The sequence below is a fragment of the Rikenella sp. genome, assembly GCF_056799795.1.
In genome coordinates this window covers 1-15932 of record NZ_JBQIQO010000011.1, presented here as the reverse complement: position 1 = coordinate 15932, position 15932 = coordinate 1, and the positions used below count along the sequence as shown (strand labels likewise).

Below are 15932 nucleotides of genomic sequence, written 5' to 3'. Positions count from 1 at the left end.
TTAAGCAAAGAAATTCAGCAAGAGATTACAAATAAGGTGAAAGAAAGTTTTGCATTACGACGTGAAAGCAAACGATTATTAAACCTTGCCAAAACCGCAGTAGAAACAGCCATCGAACAAGACGAAAGTGCAGCAATGGAATTATTGAACTGATTAGATTTATTGTATTATGAAAATTATAGACGTTGCAGCTATTTTAGGTGCATTAGCATGGCTTCCGCAAATAATATCCTGGATTTATCACTGGTTGCAAAAACCTAAGATAAGTGTTTACCATGAGGAAGAGGCGGAGGTCGGTTTTATCAAATTCGGTAATGCTTTCAATATCAGGTTGTCTTTTTTAGCTCGAAGAAAACACGCTTTAATAGACAATATCGAATTATGCATAACGGATAAAGATGGTGCCAGTCATACGTTTAAGTGGATATGGTATAGTGAAACGTTATATGAACTTCAAGCCCCGACAGGCAATGCAACTATGGCTAAACAGCAAAATGCCATAGCGATCAATGCTTATAAAGACGTATTAATAGAAAAGTTTATAGGTTTTCAATCGTTATCATTTCTTGACAGAAGGAAACAACTTGCCTACAAATTAAATTCATTCATTGAAAATCAAAGAACTGTTGGCCAGATTGATGCAGATGCAATAAGGCGTTCTAATGAATATAATGAATTGTTACGACTTTATAAAAATTCGATGATTTGGAAGACGGGGGATTATTCTGCTATATGTAAGATTCATATTGCAGATACCAATACTTATATGCAACATTCCTTTAAATTCAGATTGTCTGATATTGAAGTAGAAACGCTTAAAAAGAACATTGAATTTGCCCGGAAAATAATAGATGTGGAATTTATTAACCCACAACAACAAATAGAAGGCACTTGGTTATGGACAAAACCGAGTATAAATATATAATTTTCATACAATAATGACTAACTTCGACGAATACATACGCCAAGGCGAGCCGCAGAAGCGGGAAAAGGGTTACGCATGGCAGACCGCAATAGGGTTGCAGGCCGTCGATGGCTTGAAGCCTTCCGACTACTTGATTGAGACCGCACGTAAAGATATTGAGGGCGAGATTACAATCGACGAAGCCGAACAACTTATTCGTAGCTATTATCAATCGAAAATAGCACATACGCCCGAAGATGTAGAAATCCACGAAGCGGATATGGCATCAACCAACATCCGTCGACTTCTTACCGAGAAAACATTTGCTTTTACACTTGTCGGACTGACATCAATTCATCGTCGGATTTTTGACGGAGTTTTCAAATTTGCGGGGCAAATCCGCGATTACAACATTACCAAAAAGGAATGGGTGCTACGTGGTGATACGGTGCTGTATGTTTCCGCACCCGACCTTCGCAAAGCGATTGAATACGACTTGGAACAAGAACACCAGTTCGACTATTCTAAAGTAGATCAAAACGGGCTTGTGAAACACATCGCCAAATTCGTATCGGGATTATGGCAAATCCATCCATTCGGCGAGGGAAATACCAGAACAACTGCCGTGTTCACGATTCTCTATCTACGTTCTATGGGCTTTGACGTAACAAACGACCTGTTCGCCTATCATTCGTGGTATTTCCGTAATGCGCTGGTACGTGCCAACTACCAAAACGTGCAAAAAGGCATCATGCGTAATTCCGAATATTTGGAGCGGTTCTTTCGCAATCTGTTATTGGGGGAAAACAATGAGTTGCGGAATAGGTATATGGTGATTAATGCTCTGGAAGAGCTGACTGCCAAACAAGTCCAGCAAATTGACCGCACAAGTACCGAACAACCTTCCGTGCAAGTAACCGAGCAAGTTCGCACTTTGTTATTAGCTATGTCAAACGAACAATTATCGTTAAAAGTATTGATGGAGAAAGTCGGTCTAAAACATCGTCCGACATTTTTGGAGAATTATATAAGCCCCGCTTCCGAAGCCGGTTTTCTCAAGGTGCTATATCCCGACAAGCCCAATCACCCGAGACAAAAATATCTGCTTACGGCAAAAGGGCTGGCTCTATATAACGAAATAAAGAAAATGCAATAGTCTTGATAATTGCTTCCATTATGGACCTTTCCATCTTCATAGCGATATCCTTTTGTGACATTTTTATTGGATAGCTTTCGGCGGTTGGAGCTGTTTCTTGCATTGGACGTTTGTCACAGCCGTTTTTGTTCGGACTTGCCCGTGTGCCACGAAAATTATTTCGGGGGAGCCTAATACCCCAACAGTCTTACGCTGCAGGGAGGATTACCATACAATCTGCAAGCAGGGGCAGTGGGTTTGTCTGATATATGACAGATTATGGAGCGGCAGTCAAATAGATAAACAACCTTTTCCCGGTCGGAAGATTTTAGACCTCAATTCGCGAATGGGTTTCAACCGACAAAAGGGAGTAAAAAGAATTGTTACCCGTAATTGTTTCTCGCGGGTTAAGAACGGGTTTGCTTCTCAGACATAATTCGTTCATTTATCAGCTGTCGAGTTACGACCTTTGCCTTGTCGATAATGCTACCGGCATTCGAGTGTAAGAATCCAGTTTTAGTGTACGATTTCGGTCATCAAAGTTCAATCGCATTTCTTTTCAGTTGTTTGCATGAAACGGTTTACTTTAGTTTTTATGCCCTATATATAGATACTAAAGTAAACTAAAATATAAATGCCCGCCAGAACTGCCAAACAACGGCATCCGGCTGCAAAATCCCCCATGTCAATCAAACAGGCCATTGACAAGATTGACCGCATCGTCTTTTTTCTGATTGATGATTTTGGCGTAGGCTTGCGTCATCTTCACATCGGCATGACCGAGCAGTTTCGAGGTCGTATAGAGGTCTGCGCCGAGCGTCAGCATCATCGTTGCGAACGTGTGGCGGCTCGTGTAGGTGGTCAGATTTTCGATGCCTACCCGCCGACCGATCTCTTTCAACCGACGATTCGTGTTCGTCAGCATCTTATGAATCCGGTCGTAGCGTTGCTGTTCCGTGCGATGCGTCCGCTTGTCCAATATAGGAAACAAATAATCGTCACTCGTTGGGTTGGTTTGCCGGTACTTGGCCAGAATCGTGCAGGTCTCGTCCGTCAATGGAAAACGAATCGCCTTGCCGGTCTTCTTGCGTACGTAATGCACCCAGCCCTCCTGTATGTTCCCAAGGGTCAGGCAGGCCATGTCCGTAAAGTTGATACCTGCGCCGAAGTAGCTGAACACAAAGAGATCACGGGCCAGTCTGGTATTAGGCCATGCGTCGCTCAGATCAAGTGCTATGATCCGGCGTATCGTCTCTTTTGGAATCGCTCGTTTACGGGTGGAGGTATCGAACCGGTTGATTTTGAACATTGTAAATGGGTAATATTCCCGTTTGACCAGTTGCTGTTCGATGGCTTTGTTATAGACGCTCCGTAGCGTGCGGAATAGCTGGCTGAGGGTGGTCTCTTTGTAGTTTCTGGCCCGCAACCAAGCCTCATAGCGTTTCAACCACGCCGGGTCGATGTCGCTGAATGGAATACCTAACCGTCCTCCGGTGAAATTCAACAAAGAATCATGGGCATAACGGTAAACAGAAGCATTGCCCAACTTTCCGGCTTTTTGCAGCTCGGCGATCAGACTCCGGAAAAAGTCATGAACCGTCCGGAGCTGTGTTTTGGCTTGCAAAGAGGCAACTAAAGATTCGGCAGTGTAAGCGCGCTCCTGTGTCGTCAGTTCAAGAATCCGGGTGTTATACTCCGTGATTTTGGCAGCGATCAGGCGTTCGATATGCTCTTTGTTGGGACAGCTGCGTTTCGGACGATTCCGGGTGAAGTCCCAGTGGTCGGCGCGTACGGAGAGGTCCAGTGAAACATATTTGCGCTGTCTGGATTTTGTGATACGGAGCATGATGGGAAATTCGCCGTTTTTGAGCGGTCTGGAACGGTAACAGATGGCGTCCACGTTGGCTTTCATGGGTGTTTTTCTGCTTACACATTTGCTTACACAACGGGCTGCAAAACGTGTAAAACACCTCGAAAACGGGCATAAAAAAGAGAGCTACGAAATTGTAACTCTCTGATAATCTAGTGGGAGCTGAGGGATTCGAACCCCCGACCCTCTGCTTGTAAGGCAGACGCTCTGAACCAACTGAGCTAAGCTCCCCTGCGTTGATTGCGATACAAATGTACGGCTTTTTTCTGATTCTCCAAAAACAAGGGGGCTTTTTTTGCGTTTTCTGCTGAAATTTTTGGCAAGTATCTGAAAATCAAACTGAGAAAATCAATCTTTTTGCTCGAATATTTTGAGCGCCGCCGAGTCCGCCGCATTCAGCGAGTCGGCCGGCGGCAATATCTCTGTCGGAGCGGCCATTTCCGGCGTGATGCGCAGCGACCTGTCGCTCGCGCTCCGGGCGCCGCGGATGAAGACGTCGCGGATGTAATTCCGCAGGTTCACTCGTGTCGTTTCGATGATCGCTACCCGTGTCGGCAGGTTCGAGTGCTTGTATCGCGCCCGTGTGATCTTAAAGTCGAAGTCGTCGAGGTTGCCGAAGATGTCTACGCCGAGCCGGAACGGAATCGGCGATTTCAGCACCGAAATGTGGTAGTTGAAGGTCATGTCCATCTTGTGCACTCCGCTGACAGCGGCTCGATAGCGGTCGATTTCGACGACGAACGGAAAAATCTCGATCTGCGAGTCCCGCACCAGAAACTCGGCCGAGATGTGGTCGATCAGGTTCCGTTTCTTGTTCTTGAACATCAGCATCTTCGAGATCTCGGTGAAGGTCTCGCCGTCCAGCAGCACGAGGCTGTCGCCCGAGATGTGGCACGCGGCGTCGACCGTCGGAAGGAGGATGTTCATCGCGCTGTCGATCCGTGTCGTCGCCGCCAGCTGGCAGTCCACCACGCCCGAGAACGACCGGAGCATCGGCATCAGGGTGTCGATCGACGGGATCAGTTCGGTGAGTCGCGCCACCTGGATCTGCTCCATCTCCAGATCGAAGCCCGCCTGGATATCCTCCGGCGTGCGGGTCGAGTAGAGGCCTGTCATCCGCAGATTGCCCGCATTGCTGCGCATGGTCAGGTCGGAGAGCTGCAACACCCGGTTGCGGGCGATCACTTCGCCGGAGAGGCTGTCTAACCGCAGGTTGGCGTACATCCCCCGGTGGATCGTCAGGTCGAAGCGCATGTCGATGTTGCCCGGAATCACCAGCAGCGCGGTGGCTGCGGTCGTGTCGGCCGACTGGAGGATGCGTTCTTCCAGCTGGTCGTCGCTTTCGGTTTCGGCGACGCCCCCCTGGGCTACCAAGGCCGAACCGGCGTTCGCTACACGGATGATTTCGTTCAGGTTGAGCGTGTCGGCCGTTACTTCCAGGTCGCCTCGAATCCGACCGCGACCCAGCATGGCGCGTTTCAATCCTGAAATGTTACCGGTCAGCACGGCCTGCGATTCTCCGGCCTTGACGAAGGTGCGTTTCAGGCGAATCTCGTCCGTATTGAACGTGAGGTCGATGTCGCGCAGGGTGGTGGGCAGCGGGAAGTAGGGGGTGACGATCCGTCCCGACCGGGCCCGGATCGCTCCGTTCAGTTGCCATCGTCTCAGGGCGTCGCCCAGCTCCGACGAGACGCGCATGTCGATGTCGTTGTCCGCAAATTCGTCGGTCGGCCGCGCTTTCCCGCCGCGCAGTCTCCGGGTGTGGGCGAACAGCGAGTCGCGCGGCACGTCGGGATAGAGTCGTTGCAGCGAGTCGAGCCGGTGGGCGCGTCGTTGGAGTCGGGCGGTGTCGGGCCGGTTGAGGGTGGCCGACAGGGCGACGTTGCCGCGGGTGACGGAGAAGCGTCCGGTCGGTTGGCGGAGCGAGAGTCGCCGGGCGTCTGCCTGAAATGCCAGCTGCGGAATTTTCGGGTTGTCCCGGGCCGGCAGGATGCTCCAATGCGAGTCGAGCCGCCGGCCGATGACGGTCATCGAGTCGCCCAGTTCGATGCGCAGTCCGGCTGCCGAGAGTGTCCCCTGTGACGGATGTACGGCTGTGGTGTCCCGAACCAAATTTTTGGTCGCCGTGGTGGCGTGTATCTTGATTTGCTGGCCTTTGACGCAAAGGTCGCGTCCCATGTCCATGTCTATGGTGTCCAGGCTGAGCGTCGCCCCGATGGCCTCCGTTCCGGCGGCGATCAGCGAGTCGCTCGCGGCCAGTCCGGTGCCCATCCCGAAGCGTCCGCCGTCTACGGTGAGCCGGAATTGGCGGTTCGGCATGACGACGACCAAATCGTCCATCGTCAGGTGTCCTCCGATCCGGGCCGCGCCGATCCGGCCTAAGTCCAACTGGCTCAGTCGGGCCCGACCGTGCAGGTCCATGGCGATTCGTCCGGCGAGGGTCGATCCGTCCTGTGCCGGGAAGTGGCGGCTCAAGTAGTCCAGCGAGAGGTCGCCTTTCACTGCGCCGTCGAAACCGGCGTCGCCTGTCAGGCGGTCGAGGTCGCCGTGGGCATCTAATCGCATGCCGATGCCCGAGACCTTGAACTCCCGCAGTTCCACGCCCGTTGAGTCGGGGTGTTGCGGTCGGAACCGGAGGGTGGCGTCCAAAGCCAGCGTGTCGATCCGGCTGCCGTAGCGGTCTTTGACGTAAAAAAGGTAGCCGGCGGGCATGCGGTAGTCGGCAGTGACGTTCGGCAAGGTGCGGGTGGCCGGATTCCAAGTGCCGTCGATCCGAAGGTCGAGGGCGGCGGCGAGGTCGGTTTCATAGTCGCGCGCGAGGGGCAGAACGGAGGTGGGGATCAGCCGCAGTAGTCCGGCGATGGAGAGCCGCTGACTCTCTATGCCGAGTGCCGTTACGATGCTGTCGCCGCGGAAGATGGCCTGCCCGGCCGCCGTGACGAGCATGTCGTTGAGTCGCAGGTCGAAACGGCTCACGTTCAATTCTCTGCGATCCGGGCCGTCGAAACGGAGGGCCGTTCGCAGTTGCAGCGAGTCGAGTCCGTCGAAATCGCTGAATCGGATTGTTTTGGCGTCGAGCCCGACGCGTAGTCCTTCTCGCCGCCCTCCGTCTGCCGTGAGGCTGTCGATCCGCAGCCCGGCGGTTTCGTTGCCGAGGGTCAGCTCGGCGGCACAGTCCCGTAGCCGCAGCCGACGTATTTCGTTCCGGAACAGGTCGGTCGAGAGCTGTCCGCGGATGAAGAAGCTTTGCAGGCGGAGCGTCCCGGCGATGCTGTCCGGGCGGCTGTCGTAGACGAGGTGCAGGCCTTTGCGCACGGAGATGCGTTCGATGTCGATCGCGAACGGGTCGTTGTCGGTGGTGTCGCTCTCCTGAGCGGTGGTGTCGGCGTGGTAGATCTCCCAGTTGGCGGTGCTGTCGGGCGCTACATAGGCGTGGAGGTGGGCGGCCTGGAGGGCGATGCGCCGGATGTCGGCCTGTCCGGCGGCGAGTTTCCAGGGGTTGAGCGAGACGGCGACCCGGCCGATCCGGGCCAGGGTGTCGGCTTCGGCGGGCAGGGTGACGCGCACGGAGTCGGGCAGCCGGTCGAAGGCGTGGCTGACGATTTCGGTCTCGTGCAGTTCCAGTGTGACGTAGGGAAAGTCGCGGAAGAGGGCGACGCTGACGGTGTCGAACCGCACCTGGGCGTCGAGGTAGCGGTCGCAGAGCCGGGTGACGAGGGGTGTCAGCCGTTTCGGGGTGAGGAGCAGGGCGGCGGCGCCGATGGCGAGGCCGAGGAGCAGCACGAGACTGACGAGGGGGATGAATATGAGTTTTTTGACTGTCTTCCGTTTCATACGGACAAAGATACGAAAACTTGGCGGCAGGTGGGGCGTGGTTCGGGGGCAAGGTACACTGAACATAGTTCCAGGTCAATAGCGGATTTTCGGAAAGTTTCACCGACCTTTGCCCTCGCAATACCCCAAAAAGAGTGTTCGCAGCAAAACATTTTTTATCTTTGTCGGTGTCGGGAGCGATCCCGGCGGACATATTTCGATGAAAGTGTTTAGCTTTTGTCCTTGACAGAGAATCTGACAGTTCACTAAAGCACAAGGATAGCAGTAACACTCATCACTTGTATTCGTGTACCTCGTTCTAGGCGTATATCTTATACAAGTGTGGGGTATTGTTTATTTGTGCTTGGGTTTTGTCAGAACCTTCTGTCAGATAAACTAACGACTCCACACTTTCTTTTTTCTACATACCCTGTCTTTCGCGGAGCCGGAGGGGCATAAATCTTTTTCACATGAACATGCGAAAACTTCTACTCGTATGCCTGGCTACGCTCTTTTCGGGTGCCGCGCTGGCGCAAAACGGCGGAATGACGGATGTCATCTATCTGCAAAACGGCTCGATCATCCGTGGGACGATCATCGAACAGATACCTGGCAAATCGTTGAAAATCGAGACACGTGACGGCAATATTTTCGTCTATCAAATGGATGAAATCAGTAAAATGACTCGCGAGCAAACGCAGAATCGGTACGGTGTAGCGAATCGCACATTGAGGTTTCAGGCTAAGCCGAAAGGGTATGCCGGGTTTGTGGAAGCCGGATACGGTTTCGGAGTTGGTAGATTGAGTCCTGACCTATCAACAGAATATAGAGCTGCTAACCGTTTTGAAATCGATATAATTAATGGTTATCAATTCAATCCGTATTGTTTTGTGGGATTAGGTGTCGGATTTAATATTTTTACCAATGCAGAGAAAAATTCAATAAGCATTCCCGTTTTTATTCAAGGAAGGTTCAATTTATTGGACAAACATACATCGCCGTTTTTTGCACTGAATATAGGATATAATATTGATACCCGAAGAGGAGAAGTTCGCAAAAAGTCTTCATATGGAACTACGACAATCACGTATCCAGGAGGAATCATGTTGGAACCGACAGTAGGTATTGCACACCGACTTTCGAACAGAACTTCTATCACATTTGGAATCAGTTATTCTTTGATGCAATTCAATAATAAAGTTACATACGAATATTATGACGAAACCGAGACTGAAAAGGTAAGAAATCGCCCCCAAGCAGTCAGATTGAAGTTGGGCATTACATTTTAAAAGTAGTCTCATCAAAATCTGGGTGGGAGTTTCCGTCGGCAGCGTAAAAATAGCTCGGGCGAGTGTCATTTATATAAGACACTCGCCCGAGCTATTTTACAGGAAGAGCCAGAGGCTCTTAAACCGTTATTTCCGAATGGCAGCAACCCCCGGCAGCTCCTTGCCTTCCATATATTCCAGCAAGGCCCCGCCGCCGGTCGAAACATAGCTTACTTTAGTCGCCATCCCGAACTTATTGATGCAGGCCACCGAGTCGCCGCCCCCGATCAACGAGTAGGCGCCTTTTGCCGTAGCCTCTACGATCGCCTCTGCGATGGCTTTCGACCCGTTGGCGAAGGTGTCGAATTCGAACACCCCGACCGGCCCGTTCCACAGGATGGTCTTCGATTCGCCGATCACCTGACGGAATTTCGTTTCGGTCTTCGGCCCGATGTCCATCCCTTCCCAGCCGTCCGGAATGTCGTTGGCCGGGCAGATCTTCACGTTGGCGTCGTTGCTGAACGCGTCGCCGCACCGTGCATCTTCGGCCAGAACCAGATTCACGCCCAGTTTCTTGGCCTTTTCGATGATCGCCAGGGCGGTGTCGAACTGGTCTTTTTCGCAGATCGAGTTCCCGATCTTGCCTCCCTGTGCCGCCATGAAGGTGTAGGTCATCCCCCCGCCGAGGATCAGGTTGTCCACCTTCTCCATCAGCGATTCGATGATGGTAATCTTGGTCGAGACTTTCGAACCGCCCAGAATCGCCGTAAACGGTTTCTTCGGAGCCTGCAACACGCTGTCGATCGCCTTCAGTTCCCCCTCCATGATGTAGCCGAACATCTTGTCGTTCGGGAAGAATTCAGCGATCAGCGCCGTCGAAGCGTGTGCCCGGTGCGCTGTCCCGAACGCGTCGTTGATGTAGCAGTCGGCATACGAAGCGAGTTTCTTGGTGAACTCTTTCTGAGCCTCTTTCACCTTAGCTTTGGCTGCTTTCTTTTCGTCGTCCGTGGCGTCTTCTTTCAGGCCGCGCGGTTTCCCCTCTTCTTCGGCGTAGTAGCGCAGGTTTTCGAGCAGCAGTACTTCGCCCGGCTTCAAAGCGGCAGCTTTCTGCGCAGCTTCGGCTCCCATGCAGTCGCCTGCGAATTCGATCTTCTGGCCCAGCAGTTTTTCGACGGTCGGGATGATGTGTTTGAGCGAGTATTTCTCTTCCGCGCCCTTCGGCCGTCCGAGGTGCGACATGAGGATGACCGAACCGCCCCTGGCCAGCACCTTCTTGATGGTCGGAATCGCTGCCCGGATACGGGTGTCGTCCGTCACGTTGAAGTTGGCGTCCAACGGCACGTTGAAGTCTACACGGATAATCGCCCGTTTGCCGGCGAAATCGAAAGTGTCGATTGATTGTTGCATGGTTTGTTTATGATTCGTTTTACGTAAAAGCGCAACACGGTTTGCTGTGACAAAAATAGGGATTATTTCGGATTATCATGCAGAAATAATTGCGAAACCTTGTGCGCGGCGGCCGGATACGGTGGCGGTCGAACGGACGGAAAAGCGTAATTTTGGGGCGGACATTTCTCGGGCACTTCGATATGCGCAATCCTTATATCAGTTTTCTCCAGGCTTTCGGCATCCTGCTGGTGGCGGTCGGCCATGCCTTTCCGACCGACGGGCACGATGCGGAGCTCTACCGCTGGATCTACAGTTTCCACATGCCGCTGTGGATTTTTCTGTCCGGTTATCTGCTGCGGTATACCGCAGCCGGATCCGGTTGCACCGCATCCGGCTCTTCTTTGGTAGACATCCCGGTCGGCGCGTTCGTCGCCAAAAAGGCGAGGCGGCTGCTGGTGCCCTATTTCGTGCTCAGTACGCTGGTCTTTTTGCCCAAGGTGTGGCTGAGCCGGTGGGCGGTGAAGCCGGTCGAGCTGTCGTGGGACGCCTATTTCGAGATGCTGCTCGTGCCGTCGAAAAACGTGATCGTCTACTATTGGTTTCTGCCGACGATCTTTCTGCTGCTGGTCGGGACGGTGCTGGCCGCTCGGGGGTTGAGGCGGCTGGGAGTCGGCGACCGGGTGCCGCTGTGGGGCTGGGCGCTGGCGACGCTGGCGTTGTCGGTCTTCAATCCGTTGGACGGCGTCGGGTGGCTCAACCTGAGCGGGGTGGTCAAGTCCGGCTTTTTCTTCGTGCTGGGCATCGTCTATTGTGCGTATCAGCGGGAGATCGACGAGGGGCTGGCGCTCGGCAGCCTGTGGGCGTTGGCGGGCTGGGGCGCGACGTCGGTGCTGGCGACAGTGACCGGTTACGGGGTGGTGAATCCGTTGGCGGAGCGGCTCACGGCGGTTTGCGGCATCCTGTTCGCGTTGTCGCTGGGGCGGTTCTATCTGCGGAGCGGATGGCGGTTCCTGGCGCTGCTCGACGGGGCGACGTATGCGATCTTTCTCTTCTCGTGGTTCCCCCAGTCGGCGCTGCGGGTGGTGCTCTACGACTGGGCGCACCTCGATCCGTGGATCGGCGTGCCGATCAGCACGGCGGCGGGAGTGGCGGTGCCGTGGCTCGTGTGGCGGAGACTGCTGTGGGCCAAGCGGTGGCGGGTGGGGCGGATTTTGGCGGCGGGGTGCGGGCAGTAAGGGATTTTTAGCTACCTTTATAAGGTCTTAAACAACGAAAATGAGTCGTTCTATGAGGAGAATTTGTCTGACTCTTTGTGCTTTGCTGGTTGTTTCCGGGGCGAGCGGCGCCCGGAGGCCTGCTGCGGTGAAACCGGCGCCGGTGCGGGTGGCGTGTGTGGGGAACAGCATCACTTATGGCATGCTGGTCGAGGATCGCGAGCGGAACTGCTATCCGGCGGTGCTGGGGCGGATGCTCGGGGCGGGATACGACGTCCGCAATTTCGGCCACAGCGGCGCCACGCTGCTCAATAAGGGGCACAATCCGTACACCAAGACGAAAGAGTACGCCGAGGCGATCGCTTTCCGACCGGATATCGTGGTGATCCACCTCGGTATCAACGACACCGATCCGCGCAACTGGCCGAACTTCCGGGACGAGTTCATTCCGGACTACGCGGCGCTGATCGAGAGCTTTCGCGAGGCCAATCCGGCGGCGAAGGTCTACATCTGTCGGATGACGCCGATCCCGCACCGTCACCGGCGGTTCAAGGCGGGGACGCGCGACTGGCACCACCAGATTCAGGAGGCGATCGAGCGGGTGGCGGCGTCGCAGCGGACGGGGTTGATCGACCTGGAGCCGGTCTTGAAGGATCGGCCGGAGCTGTTGCCGGACGCCGTGCATCCGAATGTGGAGGGGGCGCGGCTGTTGGCCGAAGAGATTTATCGCGCGCTGACGGGTGATTACGGAAAATTGCGGATGTCGCCGGCCTATACGGATCGGATGGTGCTCCAGCGGGGAATGGTGACGCGGATCGGCGGTCGGGCGAATGCGGGCCGGTTGGTGACGGTGACGGTGGCCGACACGGTGCGGCGGGCGAAGTCGGGGCGGTTGCGGTTTGGACAGATCGCTGCCTCGGACACGGTGACGGCGGGTGCGGACGGATGGTGGGAGGTGCGGTTGCCGCTGGAGGAGCCGATGCTCTCGGGGGTGCTGGCGATCGCGACGGGGGATACGGTGGCTCTGTATCGGGATGTGGCGGTGGGCGAGGTGTGGATCGCGGCGGGGCAGTCGAACATGTCGTGGCCGGTGGCGCGCGCGGCGGAGCGGGCGGAGGCGAGGCCGACCGGTCGGATTCGGCTCTTCCGGGCCGATCCCACGTTTGCCGATGAGCGGGGGCGGCTGGACAGTACGGAGCTCGCCCGGCTGAACCGGTTGGATTACATCCGGAATCCGCAGGGGTGGGTCTCGGGGAGCGATACGGCGGCGGTGGAGGAGTTTTCGGCTGTCGCTTGGTTTTTCGGACAGATGCTGGCCGACTCGCTGGGGGCGGGAGTGCCGGTGGGGTTGATCGAGATTTCGCTGGGCGGGGCGCCGGCCGAGGCGTTCGTCTCGCGGCGCATCTTAGAGGACGATCCGGCGCTGGTGGATGTGCTCTACGACTGGCGGAACAACGAGATGGCGCAGGATTGGGTGCGGGGTGTGATCCGGGGCAATCTGGAGGGGGTGAAAAATCCGTTGCAGCGGCACTTTTTCGAACCGGCTTATCTGTACGAGAGTCGGGTGGCTCCGCTGGCGGCGGGGTACGATGCCGAGGGGGTGATCTGGTATCAGGGGGAGAGCAATGCGCACAACGCGGAGTTGCACGAGAGGCTCTTTCCGGCGGTGGTCAGGAGTTTTCGGGAGGCGTTTGATAAGGCCATACCCATGCCGTTTTATTTTGTCCAGCTCTCGTCGCTGAACCGGCCGAGCTGGCCGCACTTCCGGGACAGTCAGCGGCGGCTGGAGGAAAGACTCCATGGGTGGGATGATGTTCATATGGTGGTCAGTTCCGATCTGGGGGATTCGACGGACGTCCATCCGCGATACAAGAAGCCGATCGGCGAACGGTTGGCTTTGTGGGCCTTGCATAAACAGAGTCCCTGGTATCACAGTCCTAAGGTCAAAGGCACATTATATAATGGACGGGGTACGGTAAATGTCTATTTCGATCAGCCGTTGACCGCTTCAGACGGTGAGGCGTTGCGTACTTTCGAGCTGGCTGGCGAAGACGGGATATTTTATCCGGCGACAGCCGAGATAGACAGTATCTGTCGGGCGGTCAGGGTCTCTTCGCCGGATGTGGAAGATCCATATACGATCAGATATGGCTGGCAGCCGTTCACGCGGGCCAATCTCTGTGGAACGGGGCCTCATAAATTGCCTGTATCCACTTTCGAAATACCGGTTTTTCGGGAATAGAAAAATCAATCGATAGAAAATGGCTGAATTTAAAAAGGTGGAGACCCCGATCGAGGGGCTGTTTGTGATCGAGCCGACGGTGTTCGGCGATGCGAGGGGCTTTTTTATGGAGACCTATGCCAAACGCGATTTCGATGCGATGGCGGGCAGTCCGGTCGATTTCGTGCAGGACAACCACAGCAAGTCGCGGCGCGGGGTGTTGCGCGGGCTGCATTTCCAGACGCAGCATGCGCAGGGCAAACTGATCCGGGTCGTGGCGGGGGCGGTTTATGACGTGGCGGTGGATTTGCGGGCCGGGAGTCCGACCTACGGGCGGTGGCACGGGGTGGAGTTGTCGGCGGAAAACAAACGACAGTTCTATGTTCCGGCGGGGTTTGCGCACGGTTTTCTGACGCTCGCGGACGATACGGAGTTCCTCTACAAGTGTACGGACTACTACCATCCGGAGTTCGACGGCGGGGTGCGGTGGAACGATCCGCAGATCGGCGTGGACTGGCGGTTGGCGGAGTATGGGTTCGATCCGTCGGGCGAGGGGTTGCTGCTCTCGGCGAAGGATCAGGTTCAGCCGCTGTTGTCGGAGTTGTAGGCTCGGCTGTATAATAGCATCCCGGGCGATGCCTCGTTTGTAGGGACGAGGTGTCGTCCGGGATGCGTTTGTTTTATAGAGTGTGTCTTACCACTCGACGGGGTCGGCGAGGATCTGGCCGTCGGCGGCGTCTTCGGTCGTGAAGGCGGCGCTGCGGTACTGCACGCAAAGCATCGTGAGCGGTTCTGTTCCATTGTTTCGCACGCTGCGCCGGCCGGTGGGGGCGACGCGGACGACGCTCCCTTCTGTGACGGGGAAAATCTGGCCGTCTACCTGAAATTCGCCCGATCCGTGGAGGAAGAAGTAGAGCTCTTCGTGGTTTTTGTGGGTGTGCAGGAATCCCGTTTCCGTCCCGGGTTGGAATACCTGGAATGAAAACTCGCCGCCCGTCGCGTTCACGGCGCTGCCGCCGAACACTTTGCCCGGAATCCTGACTTCGGGCCCCAGTTCGAGCACGTAGTCTCCCAGTTCGTTCAGCTTGCCGATCCGGATCGCGCTGAAATTTTTGCCGGTTGCCGATTTTTCGATCTGTTTCATCATCGTGTTTGTTTTGGTTCGTGCTGCAAAACTATGTGGTTTTGGCATGTCTGTCAAGAAGTTACATTTTTGTCCGATAGTAACTTTTTTATCGCTTTTGCTGATAAAGAACAGGTTGGAGTTCGAAAAATATCGTTTTTTTCAGCGGATTGATTAACTTTGATTCTGAAAGTTGCTAACTAAAAGTTAGTGTTTGGTGCACAAAAGGTTGAATGATGCAAAAAAAGGCTGAAGGGAATTCTTTGATCGAGATGTGTCCGATTCGGAACATCGTCGCCCGGTTCGGAAACAAGTGGTCGTTGCTGGTGGTGGTCTTGCTGAGCGAACGGGAGGCGACGCGGTTCAATGAGTTGTGCCGGTCGATTCCGGACATCTCGTCGCGTGTGTTGTCGAGTACGCTCAAGATGCTGGAAGCGGACGGGCTGGTGAGTCGCACGGTCTATCCGGAGGTGCCGCCGCGGGTAGAGTATCGGCTGACGGAGATTGGCCGTTCGCTGGTTCCGCTCATCGGTCGGCTGACCGAGTGGGCCCAAATGAATATGAAGTCGATCGTCGAACACCGTCGGGCTTACGAGGCGGAGCAGATTTCGGGTTGAGGAGATATGGTTTGTCGGGCTTTAACGGTTTGAGGCTGAGGTTGTCGTCAGGCGTTTTGTTAGGGTTGTTTTTGTCTCATTAGCCAGCGCACGGACAAAGGATTGGGCCGAGGCGGCCCATTGCCCACCGCGGGCACGCGGGGCCTCCCGGCCTGAGGGCGGTACCCTCCCGTAGGACAGACGCGCGCCTCCGCCTAAAGAGGGAAATCGTCAAAATGCGCTTGCGCGTTTTGATAAGATTTCCTCAGGTGCGCGAACAAAGAACTGCGCGTGAAATCCGTCGCCCGCCCGCTTAAAGGGCATATTCTGCCGGTTGGCACTTGGCCAATCCGGCAAGAATTGCCGCGGGCGACGTTTAGGAGTAGATACACCCATCTT

At 54.9% G+C, this 15932-nt stretch carries 11 protein-coding genes and 1 tRNA gene; 7 read left to right on the top strand and 5 right to left on the bottom strand.

Annotated elements, in window-relative coordinates:
* The first annotated feature begins 169 nt into the window (after positions 1–169).
* Together ACTO3O_RS04315 and ACTO3O_RS04310 are read left to right on the top strand one after the other, a co-directional pair.
* Positions 170–925, top strand: coding sequence for a hypothetical protein (locus ACTO3O_RS04315; protein WP_298080773.1), 756 nt, complete (start codon positions 170–172; stop codon positions 923–925).
* 13 nt (positions 926–938) lie between these two features.
* A complete protein-coding gene (locus ACTO3O_RS04310) occupies positions 939–2060 on the top strand; it encodes a Fic family protein (protein WP_482596495.1) in 1122 nt (373 codons plus the stop codon).
* 664 nt (positions 2061–2724) lie between these two features.
* Here ACTO3O_RS04310 and ACTO3O_RS04305 read toward each other — a convergent pair.
* The 3 genes from ACTO3O_RS04305 to ACTO3O_RS04295 form a co-directional block, all read right to left on the bottom strand.
* Entirely contained in the window at positions 2725–3951 is a 1227-nt protein-coding gene (locus ACTO3O_RS04305) for a site-specific integrase (protein ID WP_297829685.1), read from the bottom strand.
* A gap of 114 nt (positions 3952–4065) precedes the next feature.
* A tRNA-Val gene (locus ACTO3O_RS04300) sits at positions 4066–4140 on the bottom strand.
* Positions 4141–4257: 117 nt separating this feature from the next.
* Positions 4258–7743, bottom strand: a complete 3486-nt coding sequence (locus ACTO3O_RS04295) for an AsmA family protein (protein ID WP_297829686.1) — start codon at positions 7741–7743, stop codon at positions 4258–4260.
* Between the two features lie 449 nt (positions 7744–8192).
* Between ACTO3O_RS04295 and ACTO3O_RS04290 the strand changes: the two genes are divergently transcribed.
* Positions 8193–9011: a hypothetical protein gene (locus ACTO3O_RS04290; RefSeq protein ID WP_297829687.1), complete on the top strand. Its 819-nt coding sequence runs from the start codon at positions 8193–8195 to the stop codon at positions 9009–9011.
* A 126-nt stretch (positions 9012–9137) separates the two neighbouring features.
* Here the strand turns inward: ACTO3O_RS04290 and ACTO3O_RS04285 are convergent, their stop codons facing one another.
* Positions 9138–10397 carry a phosphoglycerate kinase gene (locus ACTO3O_RS04285; protein ID WP_297829689.1) on the bottom strand — a complete coding sequence of 420 codons (1260 nt, stop codon included), beginning with the start codon at positions 10395–10397 and terminating at the stop codon, positions 9138–9140.
* A 152-nt stretch (positions 10398–10549) separates the two neighbouring features.
* Here ACTO3O_RS04285 and ACTO3O_RS04280 point away from each other — a divergent pair, with 152 nt between their 5' ends.
* Genes ACTO3O_RS04280 through rfbC form a run of 3 tightly spaced genes read left to right on the top strand, consistent with a single transcriptional unit; the run spans position 10550 to position 14421 of the window.
* The gene (locus tag ACTO3O_RS04280) at positions 10550–11614 is read left to right on the top strand and encodes an acyltransferase family protein (RefSeq protein ID WP_298080649.1); all 1065 of its coding nucleotides are present in this window, start codon (positions 10550–10552) and stop codon (positions 11612–11614) included.
* Between the two features lie 52 nt (positions 11615–11666).
* Complete coding sequence (locus tag ACTO3O_RS04275) at positions 11667–13835, top strand: GDSL-type esterase/lipase family protein (RefSeq protein WP_297829693.1); 2169 nt, start codon at positions 11667–11669, stop codon at positions 13833–13835.
* Between the two features lie 19 nt (positions 13836–13854).
* Complete coding sequence (gene rfbC / locus ACTO3O_RS04270) at positions 13855–14421, top strand: dTDP-4-dehydrorhamnose 3,5-epimerase (RefSeq protein WP_297829695.1); 567 nt, start codon at positions 13855–13857, stop codon at positions 14419–14421.
* Between the two features lie 87 nt (positions 14422–14508).
* On the opposite strand, the gene ACTO3O_RS04265 is transcribed toward rfbC, so the two are convergent.
* Entirely contained in the window at positions 14509–14958 is a 450-nt protein-coding gene (locus ACTO3O_RS04265) for a cupin domain-containing protein (protein ID WP_297829737.1), read from the bottom strand.
* A 215-nt stretch (positions 14959–15173) separates the two neighbouring features.
* Here ACTO3O_RS04265 and ACTO3O_RS04260 point away from each other — a divergent pair, with 215 nt between their 5' ends.
* Positions 15174–15554: a winged helix-turn-helix transcriptional regulator gene (locus tag ACTO3O_RS04260; protein ID WP_297829739.1), complete on the top strand. Its 381-nt coding sequence runs from the start codon at positions 15174–15176 to the stop codon at positions 15552–15554.
* Positions 15555–15932 lie beyond the last annotated feature (378 nt).

Excerpts from the sequence above, each read along its gene's own strand:
- ACTO3O_RS04315 (WP_298080773.1), top strand. The coding sequence starts at position 170 with ATGAAAATTATAGACGTTGCAGCTATTTTAGGTGCATTAGCATGGCTT.
- ACTO3O_RS04310 (WP_482596495.1), top strand. The coding sequence starts at position 939 with ATGACTAACTTCGACGAATACATACGCCAAGGCGAGCCGCAGAAGCGG.
- ACTO3O_RS04305 (WP_297829685.1), bottom strand. The coding sequence starts at position 3,951 with ATGAAAGCCAACGTGGACGCCATCTGTTACCGTTCCAGACCGCTCAAA.
- ACTO3O_RS04295 (WP_297829686.1), bottom strand. The coding sequence starts at position 7,743 with ATGAAACGGAAGACAGTCAAAAAACTCATATTCATCCCCCTCGTCAGT.
- ACTO3O_RS04290 (WP_297829687.1), top strand. The coding sequence starts at position 8,193 with ATGAACATGCGAAAACTTCTACTCGTATGCCTGGCTACGCTCTTTTCG.
- ACTO3O_RS04285 (WP_297829689.1), bottom strand. The coding sequence starts at position 10,397 with ATGCAACAATCAATCGACACTTTCGATTTCGCCGGCAAACGGGCGATT.
- ACTO3O_RS04275 (WP_297829693.1), top strand. The coding sequence starts at position 11,667 with ATGAGGAGAATTTGTCTGACTCTTTGTGCTTTGCTGGTTGTTTCCGGG.
- rfbC (WP_297829695.1), top strand. The coding sequence starts at position 13,855 with ATGGCTGAATTTAAAAAGGTGGAGACCCCGATCGAGGGGCTGTTTGTG.
- ACTO3O_RS04265 (WP_297829737.1), bottom strand. The coding sequence starts at position 14,958 with ATGAAACAGATCGAAAAATCGGCAACCGGCAAAAATTTCAGCGCGATC.
- ACTO3O_RS04260 (WP_297829739.1), top strand. The coding sequence starts at position 15,174 with ATGCAAAAAAAGGCTGAAGGGAATTCTTTGATCGAGATGTGTCCGATT.